The 19,839-nt window shown below is 63.1% G+C and carries 12 protein-coding genes; 9 read left to right on the top strand and 3 right to left on the bottom strand.

What is annotated here, in order from left to right; all coding sequences use genetic code 11:
• Positions 1-184: 184 nt before the first annotated feature.
• Positions 185-1,519 (bottom strand): lysine N(6)-hydroxylase/L-ornithine N(5)-oxygenase family protein, encoded by a 1,335-nt coding sequence (locus MKS85_RS20915; protein ID WP_188251376.1) that lies wholly within the window; start codon positions 1,517-1,519, stop codon positions 185-187.
• Between the two features lie 145 nt (positions 1,520-1,664).
• Positions 1,665-2,147, bottom strand: a complete 483-nt coding sequence (locus MKS85_RS20910) for a sigma-70 family RNA polymerase sigma factor (RefSeq protein WP_173406737.1) — start codon at positions 2,145-2,147, stop codon at positions 1,665-1,667.
• A gap of 462 nt (positions 2,148-2,609) precedes the next feature.
• On the opposite strand from MKS85_RS20910, the gene MKS85_RS20905 reads away from it, so the two are divergent.
• From MKS85_RS20905 to MKS85_RS20890, 4 genes are all read left to right on the top strand, one after another.
• Positions 2,610-3,761, top strand: coding sequence for an efflux RND transporter periplasmic adaptor subunit (locus tag MKS85_RS20905; RefSeq protein ID WP_139049540.1), 1,152 nt, complete (start codon positions 2,610-2,612; stop codon positions 3,759-3,761).
• Complete coding sequence (locus MKS85_RS20900) at positions 3,762-5,732, top strand: MacB family efflux pump subunit (RefSeq protein ID WP_188251377.1); 1,971 nt, start codon at positions 3,762-3,764, stop codon at positions 5,730-5,732.
• A 10-nt stretch (positions 5,733-5,742) separates the two neighbouring features.
• Positions 5,743-7,137 (top strand): efflux transporter outer membrane subunit, encoded by a 1,395-nt coding sequence (locus MKS85_RS20895; RefSeq protein WP_188251378.1) that lies wholly within the window; start codon positions 5,743-5,745, stop codon positions 7,135-7,137.
• Positions 7,138-7,686: 549 nt separating this feature from the next.
• Positions 7,687-8,013: a DUF6124 family protein gene (locus tag MKS85_RS20890; RefSeq protein ID WP_188251379.1), complete on the top strand. Its 327-nt coding sequence runs from the start codon at positions 7,687-7,689 to the stop codon at positions 8,011-8,013.
• Positions 8,014-8,227: 214 nt separating this feature from the next.
• Here MKS85_RS20890 and MKS85_RS20885 read toward each other — a convergent pair whose 3' ends face one another.
• Complete coding sequence (locus tag MKS85_RS20885; RefSeq protein WP_188251380.1) at positions 8,228-9,844, bottom strand: PvdJ/PvdD/PvdP-like protein; 1,617 nt, start codon at positions 9,842-9,844, stop codon at positions 8,228-8,230.
• Positions 9,845-10,158: 314 nt separating this feature from the next.
• Between MKS85_RS20885 and pvdM the strand changes: the two genes are divergently transcribed.
• The 5 genes from pvdM to MKS85_RS20860 all read left to right on the top strand — a co-directional run bounded on the left by pvdM (position 10,159) and on the right by MKS85_RS20860 (position 19,730).
• Positions 10,159-11,529, top strand: coding sequence for a pyoverdine-tailoring dipeptidase-like protein PvdM (pvdM, locus tag MKS85_RS20880; protein WP_188251381.1), 1,371 nt, complete (start codon positions 10,159-10,161; stop codon positions 11,527-11,529).
• A complete protein-coding gene (locus MKS85_RS20875; RefSeq protein ID WP_188251382.1) occupies positions 11,526-12,806 on the top strand; it encodes an aminotransferase class V-fold PLP-dependent enzyme in 1,281 nt (426 codons plus the stop codon). Before pvdM ends, MKS85_RS20875 begins: the two co-directional genes overlap by 4 nt.
• 24 nt (positions 12,807-12,830) lie before the next feature.
• Positions 12,831-13,706 carry a formylglycine-generating enzyme family protein gene (locus MKS85_RS20870; RefSeq protein WP_188251383.1) on the top strand — a complete coding sequence of 292 codons (876 nt, stop codon included), beginning with the start codon at positions 12,831-12,833 and terminating at the stop codon, positions 13,704-13,706.
• Between the two features lie 193 nt (positions 13,707-13,899).
• Positions 13,900-15,558 (top strand): cyclic peptide export ABC transporter, encoded by a 1,659-nt coding sequence (locus tag MKS85_RS20865; RefSeq protein ID WP_107322207.1) that lies wholly within the window; start codon positions 13,900-13,902, stop codon positions 15,556-15,558.
• A 14-nt stretch (positions 15,559-15,572) separates the two neighbouring features.
• Complete coding sequence (locus tag MKS85_RS20860) at positions 15,573-19,730, top strand: non-ribosomal peptide synthetase (RefSeq protein ID WP_188251384.1); 4,158 nt, start codon at positions 15,573-15,575, stop codon at positions 19,728-19,730.
• Positions 19,731-19,839: the final 109 nt, after the last annotated feature.

Here is a 19,839-nt window from a genome sequence, read left to right as displayed (position 1 = left end):
TTTCGTTTGGCGTAGTCGGCCCGGAACACCCCCGACTTCACGTCAAGTCAGGGAGACCGGCTGATGGGTTCAGACTGCCAAAGCGAGGGAACAGCGAACCGTCAACGCGCCTGCCTGAAAGACAGGACACGTGAGGTGAGTGTAGGAAGTTTCTGAAGAATTTCCTGGCGAGACTGCCGATTGCTTACGCCGTGGCCAGCTTCAGGTCGCGCACCGAACGGCTCTGTCCGCGATGCTTGCTGTGCTCGTACAGCGAACCGGCGATCTCATCGGCGCGTACCGGCAGGATCGACAACAAGGTATCGCTCAGGCCGTGGCTGGCCTGGCAGAAGCCCTGCATGTAGATCGCCGCTTTGCAGCGCTCGTCGGTGATCAATTTGTAGTTGCGATCTACCTCGAAATTCCCCAGGTATTGCTCAAGTGGCGCCAGCAATGTGCGGTGCATCTGCCGTTCGTAACCGGTGGCCAGCACCACCGCGTCATAACGGCGCACGCTCAACTCGCCGGTGGCGTTGTTGCGCACCGCCAGCTCCACGCCGGCATCGGTGGCCGTGGCTTTCTCCACCGTGGTGAGGGTACGGAAGGCATGACGGGCGACGCCCGAGACTTTCTGGCGATAGAAAATCCCGTAGATGCGTTCGATCAGGTCGATGTCCACCACCGAATAGTTGGTGTTGTGGTACTCGTTGACCAGCCGTTCGCGTTCGCTGTGGGGCTGCTGGAACACCAGATCGGTGAATTCCGGGGAGAACACCTCGTTGACGAACGGGCTGTCATCGGCAGGCTTGAGGGCCGAGCCGCGCAGGATCATGTCGACCTGCACCGAAGGAAAACTGTCGTTGAGGTCGATGAAGGCTTCCGCCGCGCTCTGCCCGCCGCCGATGATGGCGATGGTCATGGGCTGGCCGTTCACGCACGGCTGAGTCGCCATGCGCTCCAGGTACTGGGAATGGTGGAACACCCGAGCATCCTCCTTGAAGGCGGTGAACGCGTCGGGGATACGCGGCGTACCGCCAGCACTGACCACCACCGAGCGGGCGCTGCGCACGAGCTCTTCGCCCTGGCTGTCGCGGGAAATCACCCGCAAGGCTTCGACCTGCTGGTTGTGCAACACCGGCTCGATGCGCAGCACTTCTTCGCCGTAGCGGCTCTGCCTGGTGAACTGCCCGGCCACCCAGCGCAGGTAGTCGTTGTACTCCATGCGGCACGGGTAGAACGTGCCAAGGTTGATGAAGTCCACCAGGCGACCGTGATGCTTGAGGTAATTGACGAACGAATAGGGGCTGGTGGGGTTGCGCAGGGTTACCAGATCCTTGAGGAAAGAAATCTGCAACTCGCTCTGGGTCACCAGGGTATTGCCATGCCAGCGGTAGTCGGCCTGTTTGTCGAGGAACAGCACATCCAGTTCGCCCTGGACCGGGCCCCGCTCCTGCAGCGCGATGGCCAGCGCCAGGTTCGAGGGGCCGAAGCCGATACCGATCAAGTCGTGAACGTTGGGCGAAGCAATTGCCTGTGTCATGTCCAGTGTCCTCTGGAGGGCCCCTCAACAGGGCGCGAAAAGCCTGGGGTGACCCGACCGATCTTTGGCAAGCCGGCAAGTCGTCTGTTGAGAGGAACGAGGACAGTGAAAAAAAATTTACCGCGATGCGACCGGCGTGGACGTATTAATGCGCGTCCCACTGCCGCATACGAGTGCGGCAATGCTTCATGGCGTTGACGATGTGCTTTTCCACCAGCGCCCGGGAAATGCCCAGGCGTTCGGCGATTTGCGGGTGGGACAGGCCTTCGAGCTTGCGCAGCAGGAAACTCTCGCGGCACAGCGGTGGCAATTCGGCCAGGGCGCGCTGGAGCATGTCCAGGCGTTGACCGTGGTCTAGGCTGGTATGGGGCGATGGCGTGAAGAAACGCTCTTCGCTGTCCAGCACCTCCAGGGATTCGACCTGGCGCAGGGTATTGCGCCGATGCCCGTCGATCACCAGGTTCAATGCGGTGCGGTACAGGAACGCGCGAGGTTGTTCGATGGGCGTGTCACTGGCGCGCTCAAGTACCCGCACATAGGCGTCATGCACCACATCCTCGGCCGCCTGGCGGTTGCCTAGCCTGGCGTTCAGGAAACACACCAGCTCGCGATAGTAGTTTTCCAACATGACTCCCCTGCGCAATGGCTGCGACAGCTATCCCTGTGCCAGATCGGCGTGCCTGAAATCGGCAATGGCACGATAGTGGCAGATTTCATCGCGTAATTTATAGTAATTCTCATATAGATTTAAAGCTTTGGTTTGTATCAAGGCTGATTCGTTCATTTCTACTGGCACCAGGTATTGCTTTTGTGGCGAGGGAGCTTGCTCCCGCTGGACTGCGCAGCAGGCCCAAGGCCGGCGACACCATTGAATCTGACATAACCGGGACGCAGGTTTTAGGGCCGCTTCGCGCCCCAGCGGGAGCAAGCTCCCTCGCCACAGGGGGGCAGTGGCGCTTCAACTGATTTTTCCATCCTGCTACCAAGTGTTTCACACAGTAAATTCCCGTCAGAAGCGCTCGTTTACCAAGACAGCCTCCCGTCCCTGCCCCTCATGGAACGGGCCCGACACCACCGGCCGGAACCCTGCATGAAACGTCCCCGCCCTACCCGACGCGCCTGGCTTTTAACCTTCGCCCTGCTTCCAGCCGTGGCCTTTGCCGCCTGGCAAGCGGTGGCCCCGAGCCGTGAATCGCTTATTACCGCCCCCGTCACCCGTGGCGATATCGAAAACAGCGTCACCGCCCTGGGCACCCTGCAACCGCGGCGTTACGTGGACGTCGGCGCCCAGGCGTCCGGGCAGATCCGCAAGATTCATGTAGAAGCCGGCGACGAAGTTCGCGAAGGCCAATTGCTGGTTGAGATCGATCCCTCCACACAAAAGGCCAAGCTGGACGCCGGGCGCTTCTCCATTGAAAACCTCAAGGCCCAGCTCCAGGAACAACGAGCCCAGCACGATCTGGCCCAGCAGAAATTCCGCCGCCAGCAGCAACTCAAGGCCGGCGGCGCCACCCGCGAGGAAGACGTGCAGACCGCCCAGGCCGAAGTGCGGGCGACCCAGGCGCGCATCGACATGTTCCAGGCCCAGATCCGCCAGGCCCAGGCCAACCTGCGCAGTGACGAGGCCGAGCTGGGTTACACGCGCATTTTCGCGCCCATGAGCGGCACCGTGGTCGCCGTCGGTGCCCGGGAAGGCCAGACTCTTAACGCCCAGCAGCAAACCCCGTTGATTCTGCGCATCGCGCGCCTGTCGCCAATGACGGTCTGGGCCGAAGTCTCGGAAGCGGACATCGGCCACGTCAAACCGGGCATGACCGCCTACTTCACCACCCTGGCCGGCGGCGCCCGCCGCTGGAGCAGCACCGTGCGCCAGATCCTGCCGGTGCCGCCGCGCCCGCTGGAAGCGAGCCAGGGCGGCAGCCTCACGGGCGGGCGCAGTGGCAGCGAACGGGTGGTGCTCTATACCGTGTTGCTGGATGTGGATAACGCCGACCGCGCCCTGATGACGGAAATGACCGCCCAGGTGTTTTTTGTTGCCGCCCAGGCACGCGATGTCCTGACCGTTCCCAGCGCTGCGTTGCAGGCCAACGCAGGGCAAGTGCAGGTGGTGGCCGACAATGGCGATGTCCAACCGCGCACTGTTCGCACCGGCGTCAGCGATCGGCTGCGTACCGAAATTCTCGACGGCCTGAGTGAAGGCGACCGGGTGCTGATCGGTCCGGCCGTCGGCAGCGGAGGCTGAATGGACACGCCCCTGATCGAACTGCGGGACATTCGCAAGGTTTACGGCGGTGGCGACAGCCCTCGGGTGGAGGTACTGCGCGGCATCGACTTGTCCATTCACGCCGGGGAATTCCTGGCGATTGTCGGAGCGTCTGGCTCCGGCAAGTCCACCTTGATGAACATCCTCGGCTGCCTCGACCGCCCCACCAGCGGCGATTACCGGTTTGCCGGCGAAGACGTCGCCGGCCTGGGCAGTGACGAACTGGCCTGGCTGCGACGCGAAGCCTTCGGCTTCGTGTTCCAGGGCTATCACCTGATCCCGTCCGGCACCGCCCAGGAAAACGTCGAGATGCCAGCCATCTACGCCGGTACTTCGGCCGCCGAACGCCACGCCCGGGCCAGCGCCCTGCTCGAACGCCTGGGTCTGGCCAGCCGCACCGGCAATCGCCCTCATCAACTGTCCGGCGGCCAGCAGCAACGGGTGTCGATTGCCCGGGCATTGATGAACGGCGGCCACATCATCCTCGCCGACGAACCCACCGGCGCCCTCGACAGCCAGAGCGGCATCGAGGTCATGGCGTTGCTCGATGAACTGGCGAGCCAGGGTCATGTGGTGATCCTGATCACCCACGACCGCGAGGTGGCGGCGCGGGCCAAGCGCATCATTGAGATTCGCGACGGGCTGATCATCAGCGACAGCGCCGGCGCTTTGCCGCACAACGTGCAAGCCAATCCGAAGGCACTGCAAGCGGTGGACCTGCGCCAGCGCCTGAGCGCCGGCAGCGAACACAACGGTGCATGGAAAGGCGAACTGCTCGACGCCGTGCAAGCGGCGTGGCGGGTGATGTGGATCAACCGCTTCCGCACCGCCCTGACGCTGCTGGGCATTGTCATCGGCGTGGCCTCGGTGGTGGTGATGCTGGCCGTGGGCGAAGGCAGCAAACGCCAGGTCATGGCCCAGATGGGCGCCTTCGGCTCCAACATCATCTACCTCAACGGCACCGCGCCCACCCCGCGCGCCGCCAAGGGCATCATCAGCGAACACGACCTGGCGGCCCTCGCCGCCCTGCCCGAGGTGCAGCGCATCATGCCGGTCAACGGCGCCGACGCCAGCGTGCGTTTCGGCAACCTCGACCACACCAGCTACGTCGGCGGCAACGATACGAACTTCCCGACCATCTTCAATTGGCCGGTGGCCCAGGGCAGCTACTTCACCGATGCCGATGAACGCAGCGCGGCGGCAGTGGCGGTGATCGGTCACAAGGTCCGGCACAAGCTGCTCAAGGAGGTCGACGACCCCATCGGCCGCTACATCCTGATTGAGAACGTGCCCTTTCAGGTGGTCGGCGTGCTGGCGGAAAAAGGTGCCAGCTCCGGGGATTCGGACGCCGACAACCGCATCGCCGTGCCCTACTCCGCCGCCAGCGTGCGTTTGTTCGGCAGCCGGCATCCCGAGTACGTGGTGATCGCCGCCCGGGACGCGGGCAAGGTCAGGGAGGCCGAACAGGCCATCTCCCGCGCCCTGTTGCGCCTGCATGACGGCAAGCAGGATTTCGAACTGACCAACAACGCCGCGATGATCCAGGCCGAGGCGCGCACCCAGGGCACACTGTCGCTGATGCTCGGGGCCATTGCCGCGATTTCGCTGCTGGTGGGCGGCATCGGCGTGATGAATATCATGCTCATGACCGTGCGCGAGCGAACCCGCGAGATCGGCATTCGCATGGCCACCGGCGCGCGCCAGCGGGACATCCTGCGCCAGTTCCTCACCGAAGCGGTGATGCTCTCGGTGGTCGGTGGGCTGGCCGGGATCGGCCTGGCCTTGCTGGTGGGCGGTGCGTTGCTGCTAGGCAAGATCGCCGTGGCCTTCGAATGGCTGGCGGTGTTCGGCGCTTTCGGCTGCGCCCTGGTCACCGGCGTTGTCTTCGGTTTCATGCCGGCCCGCAAGGCGGCTCGCCTCGACCCGGTCGCGGCCCTCACCAGTGAATGAACCTCACCTTATGAAAGCGCACCTGACCCTCCTGGCCGCCGGCCTGTTACTGGCGGCCTGCGGCACCCCCGCGCCGACGCCGAACAGCGGCATCCAGCCGCCACCGGCCTGGCAAAGTTTCGACACCGCCACCGCTCGAACCGATAACCAACAATGGTGGACGCACTTCGGCAGCCCGCAATTGAACCGTTTGATCGAGCAGGCGCGCCGGGACAGCCACGACCTCGCCGCCGCCATGGCCCGGGTGCGCCAGGCCCAGGCCAGCGCAGTGATCGCCGGCGCGCCGTTGCTGCCAGCGGTCACGGCCGGACTCAACGGCACTCGTCAAGAGTTGTTGCGGGGCAAGGGTTACAGCCAACTGGACGTCAATCGGGACAACCGCACCATCGACTATTACGACGCCCACCTCAGCGCCAGCTATGAGCTGGACTTCTGGGGCGGCAAACGGGCGGCCCGGGACAGTGCACTGAGCAGTCTGGCGGCCAGCCAGTTCGACCGGGCGACCGTGGAGTTGACCCTGCTCAGCGGCGTCGCCAACAGCTACACCCAGGCGTTGTCCCTGCGCGAGCAACAGCGCATCGCCGAACAGAACCTGGACAACGCCCAACGCGTACTCGATCTGGTGCAAACCCGCTACGACGCCGGCAGTGCCACGGCCCTGGAGTTGTCCCAGCAAAAAAGCCTGGTGGCGGCGCAACAGCGCAGGTTGCCTCAAGTGCAGCAGCAGGCCCGGGAAGCCTTGATCACCCTGGCGGCGCTGCTGGGGCAACCGGTGCAGTCGGTCACACTCGACGATGAGAATTTCGACCGTTTGCACTGGCCCGCCATCGACGCCGGGGTGCCCAGCGACCTGCTCAGCCGTCGCCCCGACATCGCCGCCGCCGAAGCCCGCCTCGCCGCCGCCCAGGCCGACATCAGCGTAGCCCGCGCGGCGATGTTGCCCTCCATGACCCTCGGCCTGAGCCTCGCCACCGGCGCCGACATTGCCGAGCAGTTGCTACGCAACAACGTCTACAACCTCACCGCAGGTTTGGCCGCGCCGATCTTCAACAATGGCCGCCTCAAGGCCGAACGCGACCGAGCCACCGCGCGCCAGGAAGAACTGCTGGAGCTCTACCGCGCCGCCATCATCAACGGCTTCGCCGACGTCGAAAAAGCCCTGAACGGCATCCATGGGCTCGACCAGCAGCGGCAATGGCAAAGCGAAGAACTGCACCAGGCCCAGAGCGCCTTCGACATCGCCCAGAGCCGTTATCAGGCCGGCGCCGAAGACCTGCTCACCGTACTGGAAACCCAACGCACGCTGTACGCCGCCCAGGACATGAACGTGCAATTGCGATTGGCGCGAGTGCAGGCGAGCGTGGCGTTGTACAAGGCGTTGGGTGGGGGTTGGCGGGTGATGTAAACCTTCGCCCGCCTTATCAAGCCAAGTGACACCCGTGGCGAGGGAGCTTGCTCCCGCTGGGCTGCGCAGCAGCCCCAATGGCCGGTACCTCGGTGGGTCAGATCGTTTGAGGGGGCTGGTTTTGGGGCCGCTTCGCAGCCCAGCGGGAGCAAGCTCCCTCGCCACAGATAATTCTCCACGTTTCATTAAAGGGGGTTCGGCTTAGGTTCTGTTTATCCGGCCATGTAGGACGTCCGAGCAAGGCTACGCTGCCTTGCGCCATTGCCTACAACTGCGCCAGAATCCGTCGGCTTGTGCGCTTGGTCCCCTGCCGATAACTTGTTCCCCGTCACTGCTCATCAGTGATCGGGTCTGCAAGCCCGCCGAATACCAGGCGCATAGCCGAAGCCAATCGACACGTTCGTGTTCGTTTTATGGCGGCTGTGTGCGGGAGACCTTCGGGTCTGCCGGGTTCCTGGTTTCCCGGTCTTGCAGACCCGCGCATAGCTGCCACCCCATCATCTGCAAGTGATGTCTGGCAGCGCCCTTTGAATAATCAGGAGCTGCACCATGTTCAAGATCACCCCCAATCCCCCCGAAGACGATTCCAAAAAACTCAACGAAGCCGCCGACCGCGCCCTCGCCTTTTACCTCGACCCCAAACCTGAAAACCCCACTCTACCGCCGGGCCAGTTGTTCACCGTTGCGGAAGGTGCGGACCTGGAATGCCTGTTGGCCAACCTCAGCGAAACCCTTTCCTCGGTCAATGTCATGGCCAACGAACTGGCCTTTGATCTGGAAGGCGCGCGACGGAGTTTCGCCCTGGGGATCCAGCAGATGGTCGAGCTGAGTGAGCTGCTGGCGAACCGCGCCCTGGACATCGCAGTGCCGCGCTGACACCTCACAAAAATTCTCAAGCCAAGTGATACCTGTGGCGAGGGAGCTTGCTCCCGCTGGGCTGCGCAGCAGCCCCAATGGCCAGCACCTCGGTGGGTCAGATTTTTTTGAGGGGGCTGGTTTGGGGGCCGCTTCGCAGCCCAGCGGGAGCAAGCTCCCTCGCCACAAAAGCAGTCATTCACACAGCTCAGGTTCGGTCAGTCCAAGCCAGGGTTCACACCGGCTTACTCTTGAGATTACGCGCATACCACGGCCGCTGCGGCACGCGGCGAAACAGTTCGGAGAGTTTTTTGTCGTCGCTGCCGAAGGTGATGCGCAGGGCCAGTTTCATGGTTTCCGGGTCCATTTCCACCGAACGTCCGGGCTGCAAACCCGGCGTGGTGCTGCAGCCGTGGGTGACCGGGCCCAGCCAGGGGTCGGCGATTTCTACCCAGCGGCCGGGGGCGAACCAGGGCACGCCGTTGACTTCCAGCCGGCTCACTTCACCCGGATGGAAACGTTCGTGAGCGCGGAACCAGTCTTCGAGGCGGTCGTCGATCCAGCCGTGGAAGGCCCAGAACACCGGGTTCACATGGGAGGAAAACGGGTCGCCGAGAAAGTCATTTTCCGGTTCATACCAGCGCTGGGCGAAGTCCGCCGGGTCGCGGGCGAAGGGCACCGGGTGGCCGTTGGAAGGATCGCGGGGCACCGAAGCCCAGCGCATGTGCAGCCAGTCATGCAGGCCCAGTTCCACTTCCGAGCCAAACTGGCCAAGGGTCAGTTTCGACAGGTAGCGCGGGTCGCGGTAGCGCGATTCCCAGACCTGGAAGTTGCTGTGATAGGTCTCGGCAGTCTTGATGTCACTCACCCATTGGGCGTACTGCTCGTCGCCGCTGGCCAGCCAGGTGGGCGGCAAAGCTGTGCCATCGTGGTTATCGAAATACCGGGCAAAGCCCAGGCGATCACGCTCCAGTTCCGGCTGCGGCAATGGGAAGCGCGGCCACGACGGCAGCGGCTGGAACGAACGGGCCGTGCCGAGCATGTGCCGGTGCATGAAAAAGAAATCCACGCCCGAGCCGTTGCGATCCTTGCGCTTGCCACGAGCGTCACGTTCATGGTCCCGCGGGCCGGGCTGCCAGCCGATGCCTCGCAAGGCATTGCGCTTGTCTTCGTCCAGGCTGTGCCATTTGTCCCGCGAGGCGTGCCAGAGCTGATGGAACAACCGATGCTCCGGCGACACCAGCCAGGCCAGCAAGGGCGGGCTCAGCGGCGTGCGTTCCCGGGCTTCGGGGAACGGCAGCTTGCGGGCGATGAACTGATTGTCGAGTTCCGGCAGCGCCAACGGGCGATCGAGGCGCAACACGCGACCGCTGAGGGTGGCAGTGCCGGCATTGCCGAAGCCGGCCCAGACCTCGTCGAGGGTCATGATGAATTCGTAGACCGGCGCGTCCTGCCGGGTCCCGATCAGGCGCCAGCTCAATTGTTTCTTGTCATCCCCCGCCAAGTCGCCCAGCACTCGATAATGCGGCTCATCACCGGCGCGCAACCGCTCAGCGGTGTCGAGGCAGCCCACCAGGCCACGGCCCTTGTGGGCGATGTCGAGGAACACTTGCAGACCGTCGCCGGGCAAACCGTCCAGGCCCGCGTCGCTTCCTGAAAAACGGATCGTCCAGATACCCCGCAGCGTATCGGCCCGGCGCTGCCCCGCCACGTCCGCCACATCGAATGAGGCCTCGCCGGGGGTGATGGTGGGGTCCGGCCGGGTCAGTTCGCGATGCCCGTAATACACCGCAGGCACGGCGGCACCGGTCAGCGCCAGGCCCGCCATGAACCATCGTCGAGAAATCGTCATTGCCTTACCTGTGTTCGGCCCTGGAGCGGGCTTTATCCAAGCTAGAACGATGGGGGGACTGACAAATTTATAGGGGCTGTGAGGGTCTCATCGCGAGCAGGCTCGCTCCCACAATGGATCTGGTAGATCCGCGAGAGATCGGTCGACCGTCAGACCGCTATCGCGAGCAAGCTCGCTCCCACAGGTGAGCGCGTTCCAATGTGGGAGCGAGCCTGCTCGCGATAGGGCCATTGGCCGCACCTAAATTTCCCCGCCGATCACTCGTTCTCCCCAGATAGCAAAGCCCCCCGCAGCGAACCTGACTGAGATCGGCAATGACAACACCACGTTCGAAAAAAGCTCTCTTCATCGGCGTGCCCCTGGCCCTTGCACTGGCGGTCGGCGGCGGCCTCGCGGCCTGGGACCACTGGTGGCGGGGCAACCCTGGCTACCCGGTCAAGGTGATGAAAGAGGCCAGGGAACTGCACGAGCGCCTGCTGTCCTTCGACAGCCACATCTCCGTGCCATTGAATTTCGGCACCGCCGGTCACGAAGCAGACAAGGACGGTAAAGGCCAGTTCGACCTGGTCAAAGCCAACCGCGGGCACCTGTCCGGCGCGGCCCTGACGATCTTCGGCTGGCCGGAGCTGTGGAACGGCCCCAACGCGCCGCACAAGCCCACCGCCGGCTTCGTCGAGGAAGCGCGCAATCAGCAGGAAGTGCGCTTCAAGATCATCACCGGCATGGTCCGCGACTTTCCCAACCAGGTCGCCATCGCCTACACCCCGGATGACTTCCGGCGCCTGCATGGCGAAGGCAAGTTCGCGATTTTCATCAGCATGCTCAACGCCTATCCCCTTGGCCATGACCTGAGCCTGCTGGACCTGTGGACGGCGCGGGGCATGCGCATGTTCGGCTTCAGCTACATCGGCAACAACGACTGGGCCGACTCCTCGCGCCCTCTGCCGTTCTTCAACGACTCACCTGACGCCCTCGGCGGCCTGTCGGAGATTGGCAAGCAAGCGGTGACGCGCCTGAACGACCTGGGCGTAATCATCGACGTCTCGCAAATGTCGACCCAGGCCCTGGAGCAAGTTGCGCAACTGAGCCGCACACCCTTGGTGGCCTCCCATTCCGCACCCCGGGCCATGGTGGATATCCCGCGCAACCTCAGCGACAAGGAAATGCAACTGATCAAGGCCAGCGGTGGCGTGGTACAGGTCGTCGGTTTCTCCCAATACCTGCGCCCGCTGACGCAAAAGACCCAGGACAAACTCAACGACCTGCGCAAGCGTTTCGACCTGCCACCGCTGCCCAACCTGGCCATGGCGCTGATGCCGGGCGATCCGATCATCGCCGCGTGGCCGGAACAGAAATTCGGCGAATACGCCGGCCAGCTCTACGGCATTCTGGAGGAGGAACCCAAGGCCAGCCTCAAGGACCTGGGCGACGCCATCGATTACACCGTGCGCAAGATCGGCATCGACCATGTCGGCATCAGTTCGGACTTCAACGAAGGCGGCGGCGTCAAAGGCTGGGGAGACGTGGGCGAGATCCGCAACGTCACCGCCGAACTGCTGACCCGCGGCTACTCCGAAGCGGACATCGCCAAACTGTGGGGCGGCAACTTTCTGCGGGTCTGGGATCAGGTCCAGCAAGCCGCCCGGCCTGCCGTGGCCTCGACCCAGAAGGCGGTCCAGCCATGAATGAGCGCCGGACCTTTCTCAAGCACGCCGGGATCCTGGCAGCCGGCCTGCCGCTGGCCGCCAGTCTTCCTGCCCCGGCCATTGCCGATCCCCTGCCGCCATTGCCCCGGGACAAATGGGCGCAGTTCCGCTCGCTGTTCAACCAGGACCCGGACTATCTGCACTTCTCCAATTTCCTGGTCACCACCCACCCGCGCCCGGTACGTGAGGCCATCGACCGGCATCGCGCCGCGCTGGATAAAAACCCGGGACTGTTGATGGACTGGGACCTGGGCGTCACCGAGGAGCGCGAGGAAAACGTCCGCACCTGGGCCGGCCGCTACCTGCAAGCGACCCCGAAGCAGATCGCCCTCACCGGCAGCACCACCGAAGGTTTGTCGATCATCTACGGCGGCGTCCATGTGGCAGCCGACCAGGAAATCCTCAGCACCGCCCACGAACATTACGCCACCCATACCATCCTTGATTTACGCAACCAACGCGACGGCACCCGGGTGCGCAAGATCAAACTGTTCGAGAACGCCCACAACGCCAGCCACGATGACATCCTGCACGCCATCGACCGCAACATCCGTCCTGAAACCCGCGTACTGGGCATGACCTGGGTGCATTCGGGCAGCGGCGTGAAGCTGCCGATCGACAAGATCGGCGCGCTGGTGGACAAGCACAACCAGGGCCGCAGCGATGCGCAACGCATCATCTACGTGGTGGACGGCGTGCACGGCTTCGGTGTTGAAGACCTGAGCTTCCCAGCGATGAATTGCGACTTCTTCATCGCCGGCACCCACAAATGGATGTTCGGCCCCCGCGGCACCGGCCTGGTGTGCAGCCGCAGCGAAGAGCTCAAGTACGTCACGCCGATCATCCCGACCTTCTCCGAAGCCACGGCGTTTTCCACCACCATGACGCCCGGCGGCTACCACGCCTTCGAGCATCGCTGGGCGGCGGACGAGGCGTTCAAGCTGCACTTGCAACTGGGTAAGGCCGAGGTGCAGGCGCGCATTCACACGCTCAACACCTACTTGAAAAAACAGCTGCTGGCGTTGCCGCAAATCGAGCTGGTCACGCCCATAAGCCCGGACGTGTCGGCCGGTTTCACCTTCTTCCGGGTCAAGGGCCGCAAGAGCGACGAGATCGCCGCCTACCTGATGCAGAACCGGGTGATCGCCGACGCCGTGCATCGCGACGCCGGGCCTGTCATTCGAACCGCGCCGGGCCTGCTCAACACCGAAGCCGAGATCGATCGCTTCATGGGCTTGCTGGGCAAGACACTCTGAACCTGACTTTATCGAGAGAGATGGATGAACAGTTTTTCGTTGAAGCTATTCCCGGCACTGGCCCTCGCCGCCCTGCTGCCCTCCGGCGCCCAGGCGTCACAACCGGGCCAGGTCTTTCGCGACTGCAAGGACTGCCCGGAAATGGTCGTGCTGCCCACCGGCACCTTTCAGATGGGCACCCCGGAAGATGAAGTGGGCCGCGAGCCCGACGAAGGCCCGATGCACCCGGTGACCTTCGCCAAACCGCTGGCGATCAGCCGCTTCCAGGTCTTGAAGGGCGAATGGTTCGCCTACCTGCGCGACACCGGGTACTCGATGCCCGACGGCGATAAACGTCCCGGCCGCGCGTGCAAGGCCGGCATCCCGGACTATCAGGGCAGTGATCCGCGCAAGCAATACACCGACCGGCACCCGGCGGTGTGCATGAGTTTCGAAGAGGCCAACGCTTACGTGGCCTGGTTGTCGAAAAAAACCGGCAAGCCATACCGCCTGGTCAGCGAGTCCCTGCGCGAGTACGCCGCACGCGGCGGCACCAGCGGGCCGTTCCCCTTCCCCTTCGACGAGGGCAAGGAATACAGCATCGCCCAACACGCCAACACCTATGGCGCGGCCGACGGCTACAACTTCACCGCCCCGGCCGGCAGCTTCGCGCCCAACGCCTTCGGCGTGTACGACATGCACGGCAACGTCTACGAGTGGACGGCCGATTGCTATAACGAAAACTACATCGGCGCCCCGAGCGATGGCAGCGCCTGGTTGACCGGCAAATGCGAGTTCAAGCGTATCCGCGGCAACGATTGGGGCGAGGCACCGGTGTTCTCCCGCTCCGGCAACCGCAACGCGCTGGTGCCGGGCAATCGCGGTGACTGGATTGGTTTTCGGGTGGCGCGGGATATGTAAATCGGCAGGCCCACCCAAATACCTTGTGGCGAGGGGATAAATCCCCTCGCCACAAACGGTGTTCCTCAGGCCATTCGCCGTTAAATCCCCTCCCACATCAACCGTCTTACAGACAGGCGTGCCTGCGCCCTAAAGCCCTCCCGGCGACCACCCGCGATGGCCTTCGCCCTTTTCATCAAGCAGGGAAACCTCCATGAGCCAACCAACACGCGGGGTGATCAATGAACTGTTCATCCTGCTCAAACCCTTCCGGCTGATTGTCGTAGGCTCCATCCTCTTGGGCATGCTTGGCGGCCTGAGCATCACCGCCCTGCTGGCGACCATCAACGACGCCCTGAACGCCGCGGCCAAACCCACAGCCCAGACGCTGGTAACGTTCGTGGTGCTCTGCGCGGTGGCGCTGCTGACCTCGATTCTTTCGGACATCGGTAGCAACCACGTCGGTCAGAACATCATCGCCGGGTTGCGTAAGTCCCTGGGCAAGAAGGTGCTGCTGGCGCCCATCGAACAGATCGAACGTTATCGCAGCCACCGGCTCATCCCGGTACTGACCCACGACGTCAACACCGTCAGTAATTTCGCGTTTTCGTTCGCACCGCTGGCCATCGCCTTCACCGTGACCCTCGGTTGCCTGGGTTATCTGGCCTACCTGTCACTGCCGATGTTCTTGTTGCTGCTGGTGGCGCTGGTGATCGGCACGGTCGTGCAATACCTGGCCCGAGCCCGTGGCATCAGGGGGTTCGAAGCCGCCCGCGAGGCCGAAGACGCGCTGCAAAAACACTACAGCGCGATCGCCGCTGGCGCCAAGGAACTGCGCATTCATCGCCCACGCCGCCAGCGCATGTTCAGCCAGCGCATCGAAGCCACCGCCGATAATATTTGCGACACCAATATTCGCGCGGTCAACACCTTCGTGGTGGCCAAGACCTTCGGCTCGATGCTGTTTTTTGTGGTCATTGGCCTGGTGCTGGCCCTGCAATCGCTGTGGCTGGGCACCGACAAGGCCGTGCTTAGCGGTTTCGTGCTGGTGCTGCTGTACATGAAGGGCCCGCTGGAATACCTGGTGATGACCTTGCCGGTCATCAGCCGGGCAAACATTGCCTTCAAGCGCATTGCCGAGCTTGACGAGCAGTTTTCCTCACCGGAGCCGCACCTGCTGCTGGACGACAAGAGCCTTTCCAGGCCAGCGCTCCAGCAGCTTGAACTGCGTGATGTGCACTACGCCTTCCCGGCGGTCGAAGGCAGCCAACCCTTCGCCCTGGGACCGGTCAACCTCTCCATCGCCCAGGGCGACATTGTGTTCATCGTCGGTGAAAACGGGGGCGGCAAGACCACGCTGATCAAACTGCTGCTGGGCCTCTATTTCCCCCAGGGCGGCGAAATCCTCCTCGACGGCGCGCCGGTAGGGGCCGCGCAACGGGACGATTATCGCCAGTTGTTCACCACGATTTTTGCCGACTATTACCTGTTCGATGACCTGGTTCAGGGTGACCAGCAGGTGCCTGACGACGCCAACCGCTACCTGGAGCGCCTGGAAATCGCTCATAAGGTTCGCATTCAGGACGGCGCCTTCAGCACCACCGATCTTTCCACCGGCCAGCGCAAACGCCTGGCGTTGCTCAACGCCTGGCTTGAGGAGCGCCCAGTGTTGGTGTTCGACGAATGGGCCGCCGACCAGGACCCGGTGTTCCGACGGGTTTTCTATACCGAACTGCTGCCGGAGCTGAAGGCGTTGGGCAAAACCATCATCGTCATTTCCCACGACGACCGCTATTTCGACATCGCCGATCAACTGGTCCGGATGCAGGCCGGTCAGGTCATCAGTGAAAAAGCCCCCGCAGCCTTTGCCTGAACCGCGAGAACACCATGAACCCATTGCTAGATGATGACCTGCTGACCCTGCTGCTGGAGGAGGACGCTGACGCCGTGCAAGCCCGCTCCAGCCGCAGCCGGCCGGACCGCGCGCCCTTGTCCTTCGCCCAGCAGCGCTTGTGGCTGGAGCAACAGCGCGACCCGAGCCGTTCGGCCTACAACCTGCCGCGCGCCCTGCGCCTGACGGGTGAACTGAATGCCGACGCCCTGGAACAGGCACTCAATCGCGTCATCGACCGACACGACATCCTGCGCACCGCCTTCACCGAAATCGACGGCGCCGCCACCCAGGTGATCGAGCGCAACGTTTGCCTGACCCTGCACCAGGAGAACCTCGCCACGCTCGATCAGCCAACACGGGAGCTGACGCTTTCACAGCGCATCGAACAGCACGCCCGACAACCGTTCGATCTGACCCAGGCGCCGCTGATGCGGGCAACGTTGCTCAGGCTGGGCAGTGACGAGCATGTGTTGTTGCTCAACATGCATCACATCGTTTCCGATGCCTGGTCCAACACGATCCTCATGCAGGACATGACCCAGGCCTATGCCCGGGCCTTGCTCGGCGATTCGTCGCCACTGCCGTCGTTGCCCCTGCAATACGCCGACTACGCGAGCTGGCAACGCGGCGACTATGTGCAGAGCCCGGCCTGCCACCGCAGTGGCGCCTATTGGAGCGACTACCTGGGCCATGAGCTGCCGGCGTTGGAACTGCCTCAGGAGTTTGCGCGCACCGCCAATCAGCAACACATGGCCGGACGCGTGCAGGTGTCACTAGACCCGACAATGGTCCAGGCCTCGGATACGTTCTGTCAGCGGGAGGGGCTTACGCCTTTTGTCGTGGCCCTGGCGGCCTGGCAATTGTTATTGGCTCGGTACAGCAACCAGAACGACTTCACCGTCGGCGTCCCGAACGCCAACCGCAACAGCCACGAGAGCCAGGAGCTGGTGGGATTTTTCGTCAGCAGCCAGGTGTATCGGGCGCGGATCGACTCGACCCGCAGCGCGCTGGATTTCCTCCGGGACCTGCGCGCGCAGTCGCTCGCCGCGCTGGAACATGCCGACTACCCGCTGGAGCTGATCCTGGATCAGTTGCAACGTCCCGGCGCACAGGGCGCCAGTGCGCTGTTCAAGGTCTTGTTCAACTGGCGCACCGGGTCGCCCTCACCGTCGGCGCCAAACCTGGGTCAACTGACGCTGGAGTTTCTCAGTACCGGTTACAACCAGGCCAAGTTCGACCTGTCGCTGGATGTCGATTATTCCCAGCAACAGGTGCTGGCAACGTTTGAATACAGCCGTGATCTGTACCGCGCAGAGACCATCGAGCGCATGGCCGGCCACTGGCAGAACCTGCTGCGGGGCCTGGTCGAGACGCCTGGATGCGCGCTTGGCGAACTGCAACTGTTGAGCGCCGATGAACACCGAAAAACCTTGGGCGACTGGAACCGTCAGCCGACCCAACTGCGCAGCGAACAGTGTCTGCACCGGTTGATCGAAACCCACGCCGCCAGCACAGGCGACGCCATCGCCCTGACCTTTGAAGGGCAGCACATGAGCTATGCCGAACTCAACCGACAGGCCAACCAACTGGCCCATCGGCTGATCGAGCAAGGCGTCGGTCCCGATGTGCTGGTCGGCATCGCCGTCGAGCGTACGCCACAGATGATCATCGGCCTGCTGGCGATCCTCAAGGCCGGTGGCGCCTACGTGCCGCTGGACCCCGCCTACCCGGCCGACCGCCTGGCTTACATGATCGCGGACAGCGGCGTCACGCAGATCCTGACCCAGGCTCATCTGCGGGAATCGCTGGCGCTGCCCGCTGACATCAACTGCCTGTTGCTGGATTCGGTCGATGCCAATAGCCCCTATCCCGAGCACAATCCGAATGTGCCGATGGACCCAGATAACCTGGCCTACGTGATTTACACCTCAGGCTCGACCGGCCAACCCAAAGGCGCACTGCTGGCGCACCACAACGTCAGCCGATTGTTCCAGGCCACGGACCACTGGTTCAGCTTCGATCATCAGGATGTCTGGTGTCTGTTCCATTCCTATGCCTTCGACTTTTCCGTGTGGGAGATCTTCGGCGCCCTGCTGCACGGCGGCCGATTGGTCATCGTGCCCCACGCCGTGAGCCGTTCGCCGGAGGATTTCCATGCCTTGCTTTGCCAGGAAAACGTCACGGTGCTCAACCAGACGCCTTCGGCGTTCAAGGCGTTGCTGCAGGTCGCCTGCGAGCCTGGGCAACCTCTTGCCCACCGGTTACGACAGGTGATTTTTGGCGGCGAAGCGATCGATGTACAGAGTCTTCGCCCCTGGTTCGAACGTTTCGGCGACCAGACGCCGCAACTGATCAATATGTATGGCATCACGGAAACGACTGTGCATGTCACCTGGCGGCCGTTGTCGATGAGTGACTTGCACAGCGAGGCCGCAAGCCCCATCGGCGAACCCATCGGGGACCTGTCCTGGTATCTGCTCGACGCTCATCTGAACCCGGTGCCCAAGGGTTGCATCGGTGAGCTATACGTTGGCCGGGCCGGCCTGGCCCGCGGCTATCACCGACGTGCCGACCTGACCGCCACCCGCTTCATCCCCGACCCGTTCGACCCGCTGCCGGGTGGCCGCCTCTATCGCACCGGGGATCTGGCCCGCTACCGCACCGACGGCAGCATCGAGTACATCGGACGCCTGGATCATCAGGTCAAGATTCGCGGGTTCCGCATCGAGCTGGGGGAAATCCAGGCGCGCCTGCAAACGCTGCCGGCGGTGCGAGACGGTGTCGTGTTGACCCATGAAGGCCCGGGCGGCCTGCAGCTGGTCGCCTACGTGATTGCCGCACAACCGGCCACGGCCGAGTTACGCGAAGGCTTGTTGAGCGCACTCAAAGCGCAGTTGCCGGACTACATGGTGCCCAGCCACCTGCTGTTCATCGATCATTTCCCGCTCAATGCCAATGGCAAGCTCGACCGCAAGGCCTTGCCGGAACCCGACGCCGGTCTTTGGCATTCCCATTACCTGGCGCCTCGCACTCAGCTGGAAGAAGCCCTGGCACAGCTCTGGCAACAGTCCCTCAAGGTTGCGCGCGTGGGTGTCAACGACAGCTTCTTTGAACTGGGCGGGCATTCGATCCTGGCGATCGAACTGATTGCCAACCTCAAGGCACGCCTGAATATCAGCGTGCGGCTGCAAGAGTTGCTGGCCAACCCGAGCGTCGCCGAGCTGGCCTTGTTCATTTCGCAAAAACATCGGGAACAGACCCAATGCCTGGTCGAACTGAACAACGCACCGGCCAGCGCACCGCAGCTATTTTGCCTGCACCCCAGCGGTGGCATCGTGTTCTGTTACCAGCCACTGGCGCGCAAACTCCAACAGCGGGCGCGCACCGTTGGCGTCATGCACCGCGGCTTCAGTGAACCGCATGCCGGGCCTGAAGCCTGGGGCGAGATGATCGCCGATTACAGCCAGGAAATCGTCAAAGCCCAGCCGCAAGGTCCCTATTACCTGATGGGCTGGTCGTTGGGCGGCGCCATTGCGCTGGACATCGCCGCGACGCTGGAAAGCCTGGGCCACACCGTGAGTTTTCTCGGTTTGGTGGATAGCACGGTTCCCGAGCATCTGTATCCGGCAGCGTTGCCGCGTCATCGGCATTTGCCAGGCGCTGAACAAGCCGACCCGGCCTCTCAGGATCTGCTGGAGGCCATCGAATACTTCGACCTGCTGTTCCCGACCCTCACGGAACGCACGGCGACTTATCGGCGGGAACACCCCGAGAGCACGGTCAAGGCCTTCCATGACTGGGCCGCCAGCCAGATCGAGCCGGGACGAGGCGACTTGCTGGCGATCGTGCAGAGCGTCAAGGATGAAGTCATGAACGCCCAGGCGTTCTCGGTGCATGATCGTTTGCTGGAAGCCTTCGACGGGTTCACCTTCAAACCGGTACGGGTTCGGCCTAGCTGCTGGTGGACACAGGTAGAAAAAACCCCGGAAGAATTGGCATTCTGCGAAGCCTTGATCAAGAGCTGCAGCCTGACCGGGGAGCTGCAATGTTCGATGCATTCGCCGTTGCGTCACCGCAGTATGATTTTTGATGATGGGTTGCTTGATTCGTTGGTCGAGGTTTTTTTGGCCAGTGCGATAGAAGGGGAATAGCGCTTGGGGTCGGTGTGTATATCCGTTGCTGCGGTAACCGCCACTTAGGGTTCCGCCGTTACGGCGGGTCACTTTCGAAAATCCGCAAGCCGGCCCAGGCGAAAGTAGC

Origin of the sequence: Pseudomonas sp. JL2 (genome assembly GCF_031570495.1) — a bacterium.
GTDB classification, from domain to species: Bacteria; Pseudomonadota; Gammaproteobacteria; order Pseudomonadales; family Pseudomonadaceae; genus Aquipseudomonas; species Aquipseudomonas rhizophila.
This window is presented reverse-complemented; position numbering and strand designations above follow the sequence as displayed.